Consider the following 17583-nt stretch of genomic DNA (forward strand, 5'->3'; position numbering starts at 1 on the left):
GGCTACGACGTTGGTGTCAGTCGGCTGATCGGGGGTTGGGCTCCGATGGCTGAGTGGCGTCGTTGATTGTTGTAGTGGTCGAGCCAGGGGGCAAGGGCTGCGCTGCGAGCGTCGTTGGTGGTGAAGATTTGTCGGTAGGCCCACTCGGTTTGCAAGGTGCGGTTGTAGCGCTCGATGCTCCTTTCCGTTCTGCCAGGGGCAGTGCGGGCGGATGAACTTGTGGGTGGCGCCAAGTGCGGTGATGACGGCAGCCACATCGGCGGAGCGCCGATAACTGAAGTGGTTATCGGTGATGACACGCTCGATGGTGGTCAAGCCGTGGGAGGCGAAGTAGGCCGCCGACCGGGCCAGAAACGCTGCGCATGTCGCCCCTTTTTCATCGGTCAGGATCTCTGAATAGGCCAGCCTGGAGTAGTCATCGACCGCGGAGTGGATGTAATCGAATCCGGTCCCGGCCACCTTGTGGGCATAGGTATCACCGGCGGCCTTGCCGTGAGCTTTCCAGCCGCCGCCGTCGGGGACACGGCCAATCTTTTTGACGTCCATATGGATTAACTCACCGGGGCGGGTGCGTTCGTAACGGACCGCCGTGGTCTTCGAGGCCCGGATCAGCGCGCCGGTGAGCGGATCGCAATCACGCAAATAGGGCACCTGGTGGCGCCGAAGAATTGTGCTGACAGTGCGGGCCGGGACGCCGAGCTCGGCGCCGATCCAGTCCTGGCCGCGCCGCTCACGCCGCCGTAGTGCGACCACCGCGTCTTCAATGGCCACCGCAGTGCGGCGCGGACACCGATGCGGTCGAGATGAACGGTCGATCAGACCGGCCATCCCCTCCTCGCGGAAACGGCGCACCCACCGATGGGCACATTGCCGCGAAACACCCAGTTCGGCAGCGACATGAGCCACCGGACGGCCAGCACCAATGATCCGCTCGACCAACAGAGCGCGGCCATGAACGGTCAATCGAGCATTAGCGTGGGACACGAGGACCTCCGTGTGTGAGTAGAGACATCAGACATCTCCACTAAGCCCGGAGGTCCTCCCTTCTCACATCAAAACCGTCAACAATGTCCCAGCCGAGTACAGCTAGACGTCGGACGAGTAGCGGATCCCGCCGTCGGGAATCGACACACCGGGCCACACCCGGGCGCCGCGCAGCAGTTCGCAGCGCGCGCCGATATCGGCGCCGTCGCCGATCACGCCGTCGCGGATCAGCGCCCGCGGTCCGATGCGCGCACCGAACCCGATGATCGAGCGCTCGATCACGCTGCCGGCCTCGACCTTGACGCCGTCGAAGATCACCGCGCCGTCCAGCCGGACGCCGGGGCCGATCTCGGCGCCGCGACCCACGACCGTGCCGCCGACCAGTACCGCGCCCGGCGACACCGCCGCGCCGTCGTGCACCAACTGCTCGCCGCGGTGGCCGTGCAGCGCCGGCGACGGCGCGATGCCGCGCACCAGATCCGCCGAGCCCCGCACGAAGTCCTCGGGGGTGCCCATGTCGCGCCAGTAGGTGGCGTCGACGTAGCCGCAGACCTTGACGTCGGGATCGACGAGCAGCGCGGGGAACACCTCACGTTCCACCGACACCTCGCGGCCGCGCGGGATCCGGTCGATCATCCGCCGCGAGAAGACGTAGGTGCCGGCGTTGATCTGGTCGGTCGGCGGGTCCTGTGTCTTCTCCACGAAGGCGGTGACCCGGCCGTTGTCGTCGGTGGTCACACAGCCGAACGCGCGCGGATCTCCGACCCGGACCAAATGCAGGGTGACGTCGGCTCGCTGGTCCTGGTGGAAGTCGAGCATCTGGCCTAGGTCGGCCCCGGAGAGCACGTCGCCGTTGAACACCATCACGGTGTCGTGCCGCAGCTGGTCGGCGACGTTGGCGATGCCGCCGCCGGTGCCCAGGGGCCGCTCCTCGGTGACGTATTCGATCTGCAGGCCCAGCTTGGAGCCGTCACCGAACTCCGCCTCGAACACCGCGGCCTGATACGACGTGCTCAGGATGACGTGCTCGATGCCGGCTGCGGCGACCCGCGACAGCAGATGCGTCAGGAACGGCAACCCCGCGGTGGGCAGCATGGGCTTGGGCGCCGACAGCGTCAGCGGCCGCAGCCGGGTGCCCTTGCCCCCGACCAGGATCACCACATCGACTTCTGGAGTTCCCACCTCAGTGTCGCCCTTCTACCAGTTTCCGCCGGCCGGACGCACGCAACGCACCGCGCACCATTAGGCGGGAACGTACCGCCAGCGACGCGCGCAGGGTCCAGCGCAGCGGAGCGCGCAACCAACCCGAGTGCCGGTCGGCCAGAAACATATACGTGCTCTTGTGATGGGCGGCCAGGTGGTTGGCCGGGTCTCCGCCGGTTGAGTGGCCCTTGTGGTGCAGCACCTCCGCCGACGGCACGTAGACGGACAGCCACCCGGCCTTGCCGAGCCGGTCGCCCAGGTCGACGTCTTCCATATACATGAAGTAGCGCTCGTCGAACCCGCCGATCTGCCCGAACGCCGAGCGGCGCACCAGCAGGCACGACCCCGACAGCCAGCCCACCGGTCGCTCGCTGGGCTCCAGCCGCTCCTGGCGGTACGCCGCCGACCACGGGTTGCTCTTCCAGAACGGGCCGACGACCGCGTGCATGCCGCCGCGGATCAGGCTGGGCAGGTGCCGCGCCGACGGATACACCGACCCGTCGGGATCCCGCACCAGCGGCCCCAGCGCGCCGGCACGCGGCCAGCGCGCGGCGGCCGCCAGCAGCTCGTCGATGCTGCCCGGGCCCCACTGCACGTCCGGGTTGGCGACGATCACCCAGTCGGCGTCGCGGTCCAGTTGCGCGACGGCGCGATTGACCGCGGTCCCGTAGCCGAGGTTGGCTCCGGTGTGAAACAGCCGCACGTTGGGATAGCGGACGACGGCGGCCTGCGGGGTGCCGTCGGTGGAGCCGTTGTCGGCCAGCAGCACGCACACCTCTCGTTCCGTGGCCAGCGACAGCGAGGCCAGGAAGCGCTCCAGGTGCGGGCCCGGTGAGTAGGTCACCGTCACGACCGGCAGGACGTCAGTCACGCGTAGAGGGTAACGGTCGATCGGCCGCGGCATCGCTATCGGACGCGGCCAGCGCCGCGACAAGCGCAGGGCGCCAGGGTCGTAGCGGCCGCATCCCCGCCGCGACGGACTGGCCGCTGGACAGCGCGGAGTAGGCCGGCCGGGGGGCGGGCCGGGGAAAGCGGTCGGTGGTGACCGGTCGCACCCGCTCCGGGTCCGCACCGCATTCCTCGAAGACGGCGCGGGCCTGTTCGAACCGCGAGCAGGCGCCCTCGTTGGCGGCGTGCAGGATCGGGCCGGGCACGCGGTCGTCGACGATCTGCAGCAGCGCGGCGGCCAGGTCGCCGACGTAGGTCGGGGACCCGATCTGATCGTCGACCACGTCCACCGGCTTGTCGCCGGCGGCCAGCCGGCGCATGACGGCGACGAAGTCCTTGCCGGTGCCGCCGGTGTAGACCCAGGCGGTGCGGACCACGACAGCCTCCGGTAATGCCGCGAGCACGGCCCGCTCCCCCGCGACCTTGCTGCGCGCGTAGACCCCCTGCGGCGCGGTGTGATCGGTGGGCTCGTACGGTCGGGGTGCCGCGCCGCCGAAGTCGCCGTCGAACACGTAGTCGGTGGAGACGTGCACCAACTGGGCGCCGGCCTGCGCGCAGGCGCGGGCAATGTTCCCGGGACCGGTTTCGTTGACCGCGAACGCGGTCGCCTCGTCGCTTTCGGCGCCGTCGACGTTGGTGTAGGCCGCGCAGTTGATCACGGCGTCTCCGCGCTGCACGATCCGCTCGGCCGCCGCGGGATCGGTGATGTCCCACTGCGACGACGTCAGCGCCAGCACGTCGCGGCCCCGACTTGCCGCCAACGCGGTCAAATAGCTGCCCAGCTGCCCACCCGCGCCCGCGATCACGATCCTGCCTGACATGGTTCGAGTTTGGCATGGCCTGACGACACCGGCGGAAGCGCGGGCCGAGCCCGGGGCGCGCGGGGTCCGGCTACCCATGAAGCTCCTGTGTCGCAAGTAATGTAGTGGGATGCCTGTGCAACGTGTGGTTCGTGTGATTGCCACCGCGCTGACGCTCGCGGTCGTCCTCGGCACCGGGATCGCCTGGAGCAACGTGCGGTCCTTCGAAGACGGCATCTTCCACATGTCCGCGCCCTCGCTGGGCAAGGGCGGCGACGACGGCGCGATCGACATCCTGCTCGTCGGCCTGGACAGCCGCACCGACGCGCACGGCAACCCGCTGTCGCAGGAAGAACTCGACACTCTGAAGGCCGGCGACGAAGAGGCCACCAACACCGACACGATCATCCTGATCCGCATCCCCAACAACGGGAAGTCGGCCACTGCGATCTCGATCCCGCGCGACTCGTACGTCGCCGCCCCGGGCCTGGGCAAGACCAAGATCAACGGCGTCTACGGCCAGACCCGGGAGGCCAAGCGCACCGCCCTGGTCCGGGCGGGCGACTCCGCCACCGACGCCGCGGCGCAGGGCACCGAGGCCGGTCGCGAGGCGCTGATCAAGACCGTCGCCGACCTCACCGGCGTCACCGTCGACCACTACGCCGAGATCGGCCTGCTCGGCTTCTCGCTGATCACCGACGCGCTCGGCGGTGTCGACGTGTGCCTCAAGGAGCCGGTGTTCGAACCGCTTTCGGGGGCGGACTTCCCGGCCGGCCCGCAACGACTCAGCGGCCCCGAAGCGCTCAGCTTTGTGCGCCAACGCCACGAGCTGCCGCGCGGCGACCTGGACCGGGTGGTGCGGCAGCAGGTGGTGATGGCCTCGCTGGCCCACCGGGTCATCTCCGGCCGGACGCTGTCCAGCCCCACCACGGTCAAGCGGCTGGAAGCCGCCGTCCAGCGCTCGGTGGTGATCTCCGCCGGCTGGGACGTCATGGATTTCGTGCAGCAGATGCAGAAGCTGGCCGGCGGCAACGTCGCGTTTGCCACCATTCCGGTGCTCGACGGCGCCGGCTGGAGCGACGACGGCATGCAGAGCGTGGTGCGGCTGGACCCGCATCAGGTCGCCGACTGGGTCGGGAGCCTGCTGCACGATCAGGAACAGGGCAAGACCGAGGAGATCGCCTACACCCCGGCGAAGACCACCGCCAGCGTCGTCAATGACACCGACATCAACGGGCTGGCCGCGGCCGTATCAGACGTGTTGAGCGCCAAAGGCTTTGCGACGGGTACGGTGGGCAACAACGATGGCGGGCACGTCAAGGCCAGCCAGGTGCGCGCCGCCAAGAGCGACGACCTGGGGGCCAAGGAGGTCTCCAAGGAATTGGGTGGGTTGCCGGTGGTCGCCGACACCTCGCTGGCGCCGGGTGCGGTGCGGGTGGTGCTGGCCAACGACTACAGCGGCCCGGGCTCGGGCCTGTCCGGCAGCGCGACAATCATGCCCGCCCGGGTGTCCACGGCCGGTGCGGTGGCGGCCGACCCCAAGGTTCCCGCGCCGTCGCCGATCCTGACCGCCGGCTCCGACAAACCGGAGTGCATCAACTGATCACGCTGAGCGGAGCCATCCTCGATCCGATGCTGCGGGCCGATCCGGTCGGCCCGCGCATCACCTACTACGACGATGCCACCGGCGAGCGGATCGAACTGTCCGCCGTGACGCTGGCCAATTGGGCCGCCAAGACGGGCAACCTGCTGCGCGACGAGCTGGGCGCCGGATCGGCCAGCCGGGTGGCGATCCTGTTGCCGGCACACTGGCAGACGGCGGCGGTGCTGTTCGGGGTGTGGTGGATCGGCGCCGAGGCGGTCCTCGAACCGGGCGCGGCCGATGCGGTGCTGTGCACCGCCGAACGTCTGGACGAGGCGGACGAGACCGGGGCCGGTGAGGTGGCGGTGCTGTCGCTGGACCCGTTCGGCCGCCCGGTACCCGACCTGCCGATCGGGGTGACCGACTATGCGACCGCGGTGCGGGTGCACGGCGACCAGATCGTCGCCGAACCGCGACCCGGACCGGCGCTGGGCGGGCGATCGGCCGACGAGGTACTGGCCGATTGCCAAAGCTCGGCCGCGACACGGGGTTTGACGTCGGGTGATCGGGTGCTGTCCACCGCCGCGTGGTCCGGGCCGGCCGAACTGGTGGACGGACTGCTGTCGATCATGGCCGTCGGCGCATCGCTGGTGCAGGTGGCCAACGCGGACCCGGCCGGGCAGGCGCGCAGAATCGAAACCGAAAAGGTCACCCGGGTGCTGTGAGGGCCTGCGGCACTGACGGAGGCCCGGCCAATACATATTGATATCGCTATATTTCGATGTTAACGTCGTGCAAGCATGGGCTAAACGCTTCAGACGACAGGAAGGTTGCGGCAATGGCGGTGTATGGGCTCCTGGCGAAGGCGGCGGGCACGGTGGTCACCGGGCTGGTTGGCGTGACGGCCTACGAGGCGGTGCGCAAAGCCGTGGCCAAGGCACCGTTGCACGAGACCGCGGTCAAGGGGGCCGAGCTCGGACTGCGCGGCACCCGCAAGGCCGAGGAAGCCGCCGAGTCGGCCCGTCTCAAGCTCGCCGACGTCATGGCCGAGGCCCGCGAGCGCATCGGCGAGGAGGCGCCCACCCCCGCCGTCGGTAATGGCCACGACCATTAACCGGTCGTCATGACCCTCGCCCTTACTCGAGAAGCAGTGACCACCGAAGGCACTGCGCTGCAAGTCATTTCGGATGCAGCCGGGCGCATGCGGGTCACGGTCGGCTGGGTGCGCGCCAACTCCGCGCGCGCCGTGGCCGTCGAAGAGGCCGTCGCCAAATGTGCGGGCGTGCGCGTGGTACATGCCTACCCGCGCACCGGGTCGGTCGTCGTCTGGTACTCGCCCCGGCGCTGCGACCGCTCCTCGGTGCTGGCCGCCATCGACGAGGCGGCGCATGTCGCGGCCGAGCTGATCCCGGTCCGCGCGCCGCATTCGGAGGAGATCCGCAACGCCGACGTGCTGCGGATGGTCATCGGCGGCGCCGCGCTGGCCCTGCTCGGGGTGCGCCGCTACGTCTTCGCCCGCCCGCCGCTGCTGAGCCCCAGCGGCCGGCTGTTCGCCACCGGCGTCACCGTCTTCACCGGCTATCCCTTCCTGCGCGGCGCGCTGCGCTCGTTGCGCTCCGGCCGGGCCGGAACCGACGCGCTGGTCTCGGCCGCGACCGTGGCGAGCCTGGTGTTACGCGAGAACGTCGTCGCGCTCACCGTGCTGTGGCTGCTCAACATCGGCGAGTACCTCCAAGACCTCACCCTGCGCCGGACCCGCCGCGCCATCTCCGAACTGCTGCGCGGCAGCCAGGACACGGCCTGGATCCGGCTGACGGATCCTTCTGGGGCCCCCGGCGCCAGCACCGAAGTGCAGGTGCCCATCGACACCGTGCAGATCGGCGACGAGGTGGTCATTCACGACCACGTCGCCATACCGGTCGACGGCGAGGTGGTCGACGGCGAGGCGATCGTCAACCAGTCCGCGATCACCGGCGAGAACCTGCCCGTGTCCGTCATGGTCGGCGCGCGCGTGCACGCCGGTTCGGTGGTGGTGCGCGGACGACTGGTAGTGCACGCCCGCGCGGTCGGCAACCAGACCACCATCGGCCGCATCATCACCCGGGTCGAAGAGGCCCAGCACGACCGCGCGCCCATCCAAACCGTCGGCGAAAACTTCTCGCGCCGTTTCGTTCCCACCTCGTTCATCGTCTCGGCCCTGACGCTGGCGGTCACCGGTGACGTCCGCCGGGCAATGACCATGCTGCTGATCGCCTGCCCCTGCGCGGTCGGTCTGGCCACCCCGACCGCGATCAGCGCGGCGATCGGCAACGGCGCCCGCCGCGGCATCCTGATCAAGGGCGGCTCGCACCTCGAGCAGGCCGGCCGGGTCGACGCGATCGTGTTCGACAAGACCGGCACGCTGACCGTCGGACGCCCGGTGGTCACCAATATCATTGCGCTGCACAAAGATTGGCAGCCCGAGCAGGTACTGGCGTACGCGGCCAGCTCGGAGATCCACTCCCGCCACCCGCTGGCCGAGGCGGTGATCCGCTCCACCGAGGAGCGCCACATCACCATCCCGCCACACGAGGAGTGCGAGGTGCTGGTGGGCCTGGGCATGCGCACCTGGGCCGACGGCCGCACGCTGCTGCTCGGCAGCCCCGGCCTGCTGCGCGCCGAAAAGGTGCGGGTGTCCAAGAAGGCCTCGGAGTGGGTGGACAGGCTGCGGCACCAGGCCGAGACCCCGCTGCTGCTCGCGGTCGACGGCAAGCTGGTGGGGTTGATCAGCCTGCGCGACGAGGTACGCCCCGAGGCCGTCGAGGTGTTGAAGGAGTTGCGGGACAACGGGATTCGCCGGATCGTCATGCTCACCGGCGATCACCCCGACATCGCGCAGGTGGTCGCCGAAGAGCTGGGCATCGACGAGTGGCGCGCCGAGGTCATGCCGGAAGACAAGCTGGAGGTGGTGCGCGGCCTGCAGGACGACGGCTACGTGGTCGGCATGGTGGGCGACGGCATCAACGACGCGCCGGCGCTGGCCGCCGCCGACATCGGCATCGCCATGGGCCTGGCCGGCACGGACGTCGCGGTCGAGACCGCCGACGTGGCGCTGGCCAACGACGACCTGCACCGCCTGCTCGACGTGCGTGACCTGGGCGCCCGCGCCGTCGACGTCATCCGGGAGAACTACGGCATGTCCATCGCGGTCAACGCCGCCGGGCTGATCATCGGCGCGGGCGGGGCGCTGTCCCCCGTACTGGCCGCGATCCTGCACAACGCGTCGTCGGTGGCGGTGGTGGCCAACAGCTCACGGCTGATTCGGTACCGCCTGGACGCACCGGGCGGCTTACTCAACGGCGACCGCGCGGGCTGAAAGATTCAACGGCCCGGCCAGGCCCCAGGCGCTGCGCCGCCCGGCCCGCGAGTTGCGCCCAGGCGCTGGTAGTTATTGTGGCTAACCAGTAGATCGGAAGGGATGTCCTGATGGCGCGCACCGACGACGACACCTGGGACCTGGCGACCAGCGTGGGAGCGACCGCCACCATGGTGGCCGCCGGGCGGGCCCGGGCCACCCTGGACGGGCTGATCGACGATCGGTTCGCCGAGCCGCTGGTGCGCGCGGTCGGCGTCGACTTCATGACCCGGTGGGCCGCCGGTGAACTCGCCTCCGCGGACGTCGACGTGCCCGACGCCCCGTGGGGCATGCAACGCATGACCGACATGCTGGCCGCCCGCACCCGGTACATCGACGCGTTCTTCGCCGAGGCGGGGGCCCAGAAAGATCCAGCCATCCAGCAGGTGGTCATCCTGGCCTCCGGCCTGGATGCGCGCGCCTATCGGCTGCCGTGGGCGCCGGGCACCAGGGTGTTCGAGATCGACCAGCCGCAAGTCCTGGAGTTCAAGGCCGCCACCATCGCCGAACTCGGCGCCGAGCCCACCGCCGAAGTGTGCGCCGTTCCGATCGACCTGCGCCAGGACTGGCCGTCGGCGCTGCGACAGGCCGGCTTCGACACCGGGCGGCCCGCCGCCTGGGCGGCCGAGGGCCTGGTCGGCTTCCTGCCTCCCGAGGCTCAGGATCGGTTGCTGGACAACATCACCGCGCTCTCCGCCGACGGCAGCCAGCTGGTGGCCGAGGTCTTTGCGAACACCGGGGTCAGCGGCGACGCGCTGAATGCCGCGAGCGAGAAGTGGCGGCGCAACGGCCTCGACATCGCGCTGGGCGAACTGGGATTCCCCGGCGAGCGCAATGACGTGGCGACCTATCTGCAGCACCGGGGCTGGCAGACGGTTCGCACCCCGCTCAATCAGATGCTGGCCAACAACGGGCTGCCGCTGCAGTCGACCGACTCCGATGCACCCTTCGCGCAGAATTACTACTGCACCGCGGTGTTGCACCGGGCGGGTTAGTGGACGTCGCAGGTAATCAGGAAGGCAATGACGATGCCGAACAGCAAGCCCGCTAAGCCACTTGACGGCTTTCGGGTGCTCGACTTCACCCAGAACATCGCCGGGCCGTTGGCCGGACAGGTGCTGGCCGACCTGGGTGCCGAGGTCATCAAGATCGAGGCGCCCGTCGGTGAGGCGGCCCGGCACATCACCGCGGTGCTGCCCGGACGCCCACCGCTGGCCACCCTGTTCCTTCCCCACAATCGGGGCAAGAAGTCGGTGATGGCGGACCTGCGCAGCGACGATGCCAAGCAGCAGATTTTGCGCCTGGTCGATACGGCAGACGTTGTGCTGGAAGGGTTCCGGCCGGGCGTGATGGAACGCATGGGCCTGGGACCCGAGGAGCTGCAATCCCGCAATCCCAAGCTCATCTACGCGCGCCTTTCCGCCTACGGCGGCAACGGCCCGGAGGGCAGCCGGCCGGGCGTCGACCTGATGGTCGCCGCCGAGTCGGGCATGACCACCGGGATGCCCACGCCCACCGGCAAACCCCAGATCATCCCGTCCCAACTCGTCGATGCCGCCAGCGGCCACGTGCTGGCGCAGGCGGTGCTGGCCGCGCTGCTCAACCGTGAACGCCACGGGGTCGCCGACGTGGTGCGGGTCGCCATGTATGACGTCGCGGTCAGCCTGCAGGCCAGTCAGCTGACCATCCACCTGAACAAGCCGAGCGACGCCCCCAAGCCAGACGCGGCGCCAAAGCCCAAGCGGCGCAAGGGCGTTGGGTTCGCCACCCAACCGTCGGATGCCTTCAAGGCCGCCGACGGCTACCTGGTGATCAGCGCCTACGTGCCCAAGCACTGGGACAAGCTGTGCGAGATCATCGGCCGGCCCGACATGCGCGACGACGAGCGGTTCGTCGACCAGCGCGCGCGGGCGCTCAACTATCCCGAGCTGACCGAGGAACTCGAGAAGGCGCTGGCCGCCAAGACCGCGGACGAATGGGTCCGGCTGCTACAGGAGGGCGGCGTGATGGCCTGCCACGCCTACACCTGGAAGCAGGTGGTCGGCACCGCGCTGTTCGCCGAGAACGAGCTGGCCCTCCCGGTCGGCGAGGGCGCGGACGCGGTCACCGTAATCCGCACTCCGGCACGCTATTCCAGCTTCGACGCAGCCGCCACCGAACCCCCGCCGGCCCTCGGCCAGCACACCGAGGAGTATCTGGGCGCACCGCAGCCCGCACCTTGAGGCCTCACGGCGTCAGCTTGACCACCCGGTCGTTGCCGCGGTCGGCGACGTAGACGTTCCGGTCCTTGTCGACCGTCACCGCCAGGGGCGTGTTGAGTCCGGTGAACGGCACGACGGTCCCGGTGGTCGCGCCCTGAGGGTACTTGACGACGTCGTTCTTGTCGTGCTCGGTGACGTAGACGGTGCCGCTGTTGTCCACGGCGATCCCCCACGGCACGGACAGGTCGTGAAATGGCAACTCCGAGGCGGTATTCGACGCAGCGTCGAGCTTCACCACCCTGTTGTTGTCGGTGTCCGCGACGTAGACATTGCCCGCGGGATCGACGGCCACCCCGTCCGGGTTGTGGAGTCCGTTGAACGGCAGCACCGCCTGGGTCTTGGATCCCGCCGCCAGCTTCACCACCCTGCTGTTGCCGCGGTCGGCGACATACACGGCGCCCTGGCTGTCGACGGCGACACCCTCCGGGTAGCTCAGGCCGCTGAACGGCAGCTCCTTCTGGCTGTTGGAGCCCGCGGACATGCTGATCACCCGGTTGTTGAAATCGGCAACGTACACGGTGCCCGCGCCGTCGACGGCCAGGCCCTGCGGCTCGTAGAGCCCGTTGAACGGCAGCACCGTCGTGGCGTCCGAACCGGTCGTCAGCTTCACCGCCCGGCCATACATGCCCTCGCTGGTCACGTAAACGTTGCCGGCGCTGTCCAGCGCCACCCCGCCCGGAGACAAGCGAAAGTCAATGCCCTTGAACGGCAACACACTTTGACCGCTCGCCTGCTTCGACGGCCCAGAGGATCCGGTGGACAGGTAGCCGATCACCGCCACGACGAAGGCGACCAGCGCGACGAGGGCGATGGCCCCCACGATGATCCACTGTTTGCGTTTGCTGTCGCTCGGCGTGGCGGGGCGCCCGAAGTCCGGGGCGGGTCGATAGACGCGTCCGGAACCCGTTGGGGCGGCGCGGATCAACGACGGCGCACGGCCGGACCGGTCGATTCTGTTCGCCCCGTTCCCTCCCGTGGGCCACGGGCCCGCCACGGTGTCCGCGCTCGGCGACGAGGCGAACGAACCCGCCTCGCGCGTCATGCGCGGATCGTTGGTCCCCGCGCCCAGGGCCGCGCTTTCCCCCTCGCGCAGAATGGTGGTCGCCTTCCGCTGCTCGGACGTGGTCAGCGCGTGATGGGCGGCGGCGGCGAATTCGCCTGCGGTGCGATAGCGCTCCTCGGGATTCTTGGCCATGCCCTTGGCGATCACCTGGTCCAAGGCGGGAGGAAACGCGCCGGGGCGCAATTGGCTGGGCGGCGCGGGCGTCTTCGTCAGATGCGCGGCGACCAGCCGTTCGACGGTATCGGCGCGGTATGGCGGCGAGCCGGTCAGGCACTCACTCAAAACACATGCGAGCGAATAGATGTCGACGCTGTGGGTGACGTCATCGTCGGTGAATCGTTCCGGGGCCATGTAGTAATAGGTTCCGATCGCGGTCCCGACCTGGGTCAGCCCCGGATCGGTCGCGGCCCGCGCGATGCCGAAGTCGGCCAGGTAGGCGAAGTCGCTGGGGGTGACCAGGATGTTCCCCGGGGTGACGTCGCGGTGCGTCACCCCGGTGGCGTGCGCGGCGTCCAGCGCGGCGGCGACCTGGCTGATAATGGCGACCGCGCGCGGCGCGGCCAACGGACCGTCGCGGCGCAACAGCGTGCCCAGGTCGACGCCGTCGACGAGGCGCATCTCGACATAGAACCGCCCGTCGATCTCGCCATAATCGTGGATGGGCACCACGTGCGGCTCGGTCAGCCGCCCGGCGATGTCGGCCTCGCGCTGTAGCCGGGCACGGAACTCCGCGTTGCCGGTGAACTCCGGCGAGATCAGTTTCAGCGCCACCATGCGGCGCTTGCGGGTGTCCTCGGCCTCGTAAACCTCACCCATGCCGCCCTGGCGCAGAAGTCGCACCAGCCGGTAGGGGCCGAACCAGGAACCGACCCGCGAGGCCGGCCCGCTATCGCTCACCGTCGAGCCCCTTTCTTCTCGTCAGGAAATCGCATTGACCGCGCTCGACAGCTTCGTCGTGAACGAGCTGGGCAGCGGGATGGAACCGTACTGGTCCAAGCCGTCCTGGCCCGGACCGATCGCCGCCTGCATGAACGCCTTCACCGCCGCACCGGTGGCCGCGTCGGGGTACTTCGAGCAGACGATCTCGTAGGTCGCCAGCACGATCGGGTAGGCGCCGGACTGTGTCGGCTTGTAAAAGGACGAGGTGTCCAGCACCAGGTCGTTGCCCTGCCCGCTGAAGGTCGCCCCGGCGATCGTCTTCTCGACGGCGTCCTTGGTGATGGGCACCGCGTCCGGGCCCGCCGACGTGATGATCGACGCCATGCTCAGCTGCTTACCCACAGCGAAGGACCACTCGTTGTAGGTGATCGACCCCTCGGTGTTCTGCAGCAGCGCGGAAGTGCCGTTGTTCCCGCTGGCGCCCTGCCCGACGCCGCCATTGAACGTCTCGCTGCCGCCCTTGCCCCAGGCGCCGTCGGACGCGCCATCGAGATACTTCTGAAAATTCGCAGTGGTACCGGATTTGTCACTGCGGAAGATGACCGTGATGGGCGTCGAGGGCAGGTTGAGGGCCGAGTTGATCGCCTTCAGCGCCGGATCGTCCCACTTGGTGATGGTGCCGTTGAAGATCTTAGCGACGGTCGGCCCATCCAGTTTCAGCCCGTTCACCCCGCTGAGGTGATAGGTGACGGCGATCGGTCCGAACACGGTGGGTAGATCCCAGGCCGGCGAACCGCACCGCTGCGCCGCCCGGTCGTTCTGGCCCGTGGAGGGGTCCAAGGGGACATCGGAACCGGCGAGGTCGGTCTGGTTGTTGACGAATTCCGTCACGCCGGCGCCGGACCCGTTCGCGTTGTAATCCAGCGTGTAGCCCGGGCAGGCGCGAACGTAGGCGTAGACGAATTGTTCGATCGCGTTCTGCTGCGCCGTCGAGCCGCTGTCTTTCAGCACCTTCTTGCCGCCGCAGTCCACCGGCGGCGCCTTGGCGCCGGACGAGTTCGAGTCGCCGCCGCATCCTGTCAGCGCCAGGGCCATGACGGCGACCAGGCCCAGTGCGACACCAGATCGAGCGAACCTCACGAAACTCCTTCGATCGTCAACAAAAGTTAACCAATCGCGAATATACAAACCCTTGACAAACAATAAGAGGTTACTGAGCGGTGAACGCGCGCCGCGCGCAAACACGTAGCATCGGTTGTCAATGCGTCGCAAACAACAAGTGCCCGCCGCAGTTGCGGTTCCTGTCGCCGATGATGGTGGCCAGCCCATGCGCGCGGTCGATTTGACCCTGGGATTCGGCCCCAAGACGGTCCTCGAGCAGGTCAGCCTCGACTTCCCCGCCCGCTCCGTCACCACCCTGCTGGGCCCGACCGGCTCGGGCAAGACCACCTTCCTGCGGACCCTGAACCGGATGAACGACAAGGTCTCCGGATTCCGGCACAGCGGTGATGTCCTGTTGGGCGGGCGCACCATCTTCGCCGACCGCGACCTGATGGAGTTTCGCCGCAGCGTCGGCATGCTGTTCCAGCGTCCCAATCCGTTCCCGATGTCGATCATGGACAACGTGGTGTCAGGCGTGCGCGCTCACAAGATGGTGCCGCGCAAGGAGTTCAAAAGCGTCGCCGAGGCCCGGCTCACCGAGGTCGGCCTCTGGGACGCGGTCAAGGATCGGCTCGGTGATTCACCGTTCCGGCTCTCTGGTGGCCAACAGCAGTTGTTGTGCCTGGCCCGCGCGCTCGCCGTGGACCCGGAGGTGCTGTTGCTCGACGAGCCCACCTCCTCGCTGCCACCACGACCGAAAAGATCGAGGGACTCATCCGATCACTCGCCGACCGGCTGACCGTGGTCATGGTCACGCACGACCTCGCGCAGGCCGCCCGCACCGGCGACCGGACCGCCTTCTTTTTCGAGGGAAGGCTTGTCGAGGAGGGGCCGACCAAGCAGTTGTTTCTGTCGCCGAAGCATGAGGAGACTGTCCGCTACTTCGCGCCGTTCCGGCCGGCCGAGGGCTCCTCGCATACGGCCGGGGTCGCCGAAAGTCGATAGCGGGAGAGGGCCCACCGGAGAAGAGGAAGCGAGGATGTGAAGGCTCGTCTGGGTACGCTGCTGGGCCTGGTGGCCATCGCGCCGCCGGCCTTGGGGATCGCGGCTTGCGGTTCGAAGGCGACGGGTGGCGCGGCGAGTACCGGGCCGACTGCCCGCAGCGTCGCCACCGCGCCGGCGGCGTCCACGATGGAGCTCTCGGAGACCGGCAGCACGCTGCTCTATCCCCTGATGAGCGAATGGGGCGCCGCCTATCGGGCGAAGTACCCGAACGTCACTATCACCACCCAGGGCAGCGGCTCGGGCGCCGGGATCTCCCAGGTCGCGGCCGGGGCTGTCATCATCGGCGGCTCCGACGCCTACCTGTCCGAGGGCGACATGGCCGCGCACAAGGGCCTGATGAACATCGCGCTAGCCATCTCGGCGCAGCAGGTCAACTACAACCTGCCCGGTGTCCATCAGCACCTCAAGCTCAACGGCAAGGTGCTGGCCGCCATGTACCAGGGCACGATCAAAACCTGGAACGACCCGAAGATCGCCGGCATCAACCCCGGCCTGCAACTCCCCGATACCCCGGTGGTTCCGCTGCACCGCTCCGACGGCTCCGGCAGTACGTTTCAGTTCACCCAGTACCTGTCCAGGCAGGATCCCGATGGCTGGGGTCGCTCCCCCGGCTTCGGCACCACCGTCGCCTTTCCGGCGGTGCCGGGCGCGCTGGGCGAGAACGGCGACGGAGCCATGGTGACCGGCTGCGCCGCGAATCCCGGCTGTGTGGCCTACACCAGTATCGGCTCCCTCGACGAGGCAGACCGGCACGGGCTCGGCGAGGCCAAGCTGGGCAACGCCTCCGGCAGATACCTACTGCCGAAGGCCAAAAGCATTCAGGCCGCGGCCGCCGGCCTCGCCTCGAAAACCCCAGCAAACCAGGCGATCTCACTGATCAACGGCCCAGCCGCCGGCGGGTACCCGATCGTCAACTACGAGTACGCGATCGTCAACGAAAACCAGCGCGACGGTGCCACCGCTCAGACCCTGCAGGCCTTCCTCCACTGGACGATCACCGACGGCAACAACGCCTCGTTCCTGGACAAGGTCCACTTCCAGCCGCTGCCGGCCGACGTGGCGAAGTCGTCGGACGCCCAAATCGCCAAGATCAGCGGATGAGCACCGTAACGCAAGGGACACCAAGGAAAGGGAGAAGACCGTGAAAGTTCGTATGAGTCGGTTGCTGGCGATGGCCGCGACGGCACCGTTGGTTTTCGGCATGGCTGCGTGCGGTTCAAACTCGCAGAGCGGTTCGCCGAATCAGGGTGGCGGCGGACCGGTCGCGACGACCCCGGCGTCATCGCCGGTGACGTTGTCGGAGACCGGCAGCACGCTGCTGTACCCGCTGTTCAACCTGTGGGGCCCCGCCTATCACGACAAGTACTCGAACGTCACGATCACCACCCAGGGCACCGGCTCCGGGACCGGGATCTCCCAGGCGGCGGCCGGGGCGGTCGCGGTCGGCGCCTCCGACGCCTACCTGTCCGAGGGCGACATGGCCGCGCACAAGGGGTTGATGAACATCGCGCTGGCCATCTCGGCGCAGCAGGTCAACTACAACCTGCCCGGTGTCACCGAACACATCAAGCTGAACGGCAAGGTGCTGGCCGGGATGTACAACGGCACTGTCAAAACCTGGAACGACCCGCAGATCACCGGGCTGAACCCCGGCGTGAATCTGCCCGCCACGCCGGTGGTTCCGCTGCACCGTTCCGACGGGTCCGGCGACACCTTCCTGTTCACCCAGTACCTGTCCAAGCAGGACCCCGACGGCTGGGGCCGCTCGCCCGGGTTCGGCACTCGCCCGGGTTCGGCACCACCGTCGAGTTCCCCGCCGTGCCCGGCGCGCTGGGTGAGAACGGCAACGGCGGCATGGTGACCGGCTGCGCCGACACCCCGGGCTGCGTGGCCTACATCGGCATCAGCTTCCTCGACCAGGCCCAGCAAAAGGGGCTCGGTGAGGCGCAGCTGGCCAACGCCTCCGACAAGTACGTGCTGCCCGACGCCAAGAGCATTCAGGCCGCGGCCGCCGGCTTCGCCTCGAAAACCCCGGCGAATCAGGCGATCTCGCTGATCAACGGCCCGGCCGCCGACGGGTACCCGATCGTCAACTACGAGTACGCCATCGTCAACAGTGGGCAGAAGGACGGCGCCACCGCCCAGACCCTGCAGGCGTTCCTGCACTGGGCGATCACCGACGGCAACAACGCCTCCTTCCTGGACAAGGTTCACTTCCAGCCGCTGCCGGCCGAGGTCGCGAAGTCGTCGGACGCCCAGATCGCCAAGATCAGCGGCCAGTAGGGATTCGGTGACCGACTTCG

12 protein-coding genes and 3 pseudogenes are annotated in these 17583 nt (G+C 68.6%); 9 read left to right on the plus strand and 6 right to left on the minus strand.

Translation table 11 applies throughout. The annotated features are described in order from the left end of the window. Nucleotides 1–2: 2 nt before the first annotated feature. The 4 genes and pseudogenes from G6N50_RS14235 to rfbD all read right to left on the minus strand — a co-directional run bounded on the left by G6N50_RS14235 (nt 3) and on the right by rfbD (nt 3956). Nucleotides 3–984, minus strand: a pseudogene (locus G6N50_RS14235) (IS481 family transposase). Nucleotides 985–1086: 102 nt separating this feature from the next. Then, complete coding sequence (manB, locus tag G6N50_RS14240) at nt 1087–2166, minus strand: mannose-1-phosphate guanylyltransferase (RefSeq protein WP_083097883.1); 1080 nt, start codon at nt 2164–2166, stop codon at nt 1087–1089. A gap of 1 nt (nt 2167) precedes the next feature. Further along, nucleotides 2168–3058, minus strand: a complete 891-nt coding sequence (locus tag G6N50_RS14245; RefSeq protein ID WP_083097885.1) for a glycosyltransferase family 2 protein — start codon at nt 3056–3058, stop codon at nt 2168–2170. Beyond that, on the minus strand, nt 3051–3956 hold the full coding sequence (rfbD, locus tag G6N50_RS14250; RefSeq protein WP_083097886.1) for a dTDP-4-dehydrorhamnose reductase: 906 nt from the start codon (nt 3954–3956) through the stop codon (nt 3051–3053). The genes G6N50_RS14245 and rfbD overlap by 8 nt, the downstream gene beginning before the upstream one ends. 109 nt (nt 3957–4065) lie before the next feature. On the opposite strand from rfbD, the gene G6N50_RS14255 reads away from it, so the two are divergent. The 6 genes from G6N50_RS14255 (at nt 4066) to G6N50_RS14280 (ending at nt 11133) form a co-directional block, all read left to right on the plus strand. Then, a complete protein-coding gene (locus tag G6N50_RS14255) occupies nt 4066–5538 on the plus strand; it encodes an LCP family protein (RefSeq protein WP_083097888.1) in 1473 nt (490 codons plus the stop codon). Further along, nucleotides 5526–6242 carry a TIGR03089 family protein gene (locus G6N50_RS14260; RefSeq protein WP_197748026.1) on the plus strand — a complete coding sequence of 239 codons (717 nt, stop codon included), beginning with the start codon at nt 5526–5528 and terminating at the stop codon, nt 6240–6242. The genes G6N50_RS14255 and G6N50_RS14260 overlap by 13 nt, the downstream gene beginning before the upstream one ends. Before the next feature lie 113 nt (nt 6243–6355). Further along, a complete protein-coding gene (locus G6N50_RS14265) occupies nt 6356–6631 on the plus strand; it encodes a DUF1490 family protein (protein WP_083097890.1) in 276 nt (91 codons plus the stop codon). An 87-nt stretch (nt 6632–6718) separates the two neighbouring features. Beyond that, nucleotides 6719–8872 carry a manganese-exporting P-type ATPase CtpC gene (ctpC, locus tag G6N50_RS14270; RefSeq protein WP_372509995.1) on the plus strand — a complete coding sequence of 718 codons (2154 nt, stop codon included), beginning with the start codon at nt 6719–6721 and terminating at the stop codon, nt 8870–8872. A gap of 110 nt (nt 8873–8982) precedes the next feature. Then, complete coding sequence (locus tag G6N50_RS14275) at nt 8983–9906, plus strand: class I SAM-dependent methyltransferase (RefSeq protein WP_083097894.1); 924 nt, start codon at nt 8983–8985, stop codon at nt 9904–9906. Between the two features lie 33 nt (nt 9907–9939). Beyond that, the gene (locus G6N50_RS14280) at nt 9940–11133 is read left to right on the plus strand and encodes a CoA transferase (RefSeq protein ID WP_083097925.1); all 1194 of its coding nucleotides are present in this window, start codon (nt 9940–9942) and stop codon (nt 11131–11133) included. A 4-nt stretch (nt 11134–11137) separates the two neighbouring features. Here the strand turns inward: G6N50_RS14280 and G6N50_RS14285 are convergent, their stop codons facing one another. Together G6N50_RS14285 and pstS (G6N50_RS14290) are read right to left on the minus strand one after the other, a co-directional pair. Further along, a complete protein-coding gene (locus tag G6N50_RS14285; RefSeq protein ID WP_083097896.1) occupies nt 11138–13132 on the minus strand; it encodes a serine/threonine-protein kinase PknD in 1995 nt (664 codons plus the stop codon). Between the two features lie 21 nt (nt 13133–13153). Then, nucleotides 13154–14254 carry a phosphate ABC transporter substrate-binding protein PstS gene (gene pstS, locus G6N50_RS14290; protein ID WP_083097898.1) on the minus strand — a complete coding sequence of 367 codons (1101 nt, stop codon included), beginning with the start codon at nt 14252–14254 and terminating at the stop codon, nt 13154–13156. Between the two features lie 187 nt (nt 14255–14441). Here pstS (G6N50_RS14290) and G6N50_RS14295 point away from each other — a divergent pair. From G6N50_RS14295 to pstS (G6N50_RS14305), 3 genes and pseudogenes are all read left to right on the plus strand, one after another. Further along, nucleotides 14442–15220, plus strand: a pseudogene (locus G6N50_RS14295) (ATP-binding cassette domain-containing protein). Nucleotides 15221–15256: 36 nt separating this feature from the next. After that, nucleotides 15257–16381, plus strand: a complete 1125-nt coding sequence (pstS, locus tag G6N50_RS14300; RefSeq protein ID WP_083097899.1) for a phosphate ABC transporter substrate-binding protein PstS — start codon at nt 15257–15259, stop codon at nt 16379–16381. Between the two features lie 52 nt (nt 16382–16433). Continuing rightward, a pseudogene (gene pstS / locus G6N50_RS14305) lies at nt 16434–17563 on the plus strand (phosphate ABC transporter substrate-binding protein PstS). The last annotated feature ends 20 nt before the right edge of the window (nt 17564–17583 follow it).

This window comes from Mycobacterium mantenii, assembly GCF_010731775.1.
Taxonomy (GTDB): domain Bacteria; phylum Actinomycetota; class Actinomycetes; order Mycobacteriales; family Mycobacteriaceae; genus Mycobacterium; species Mycobacterium mantenii.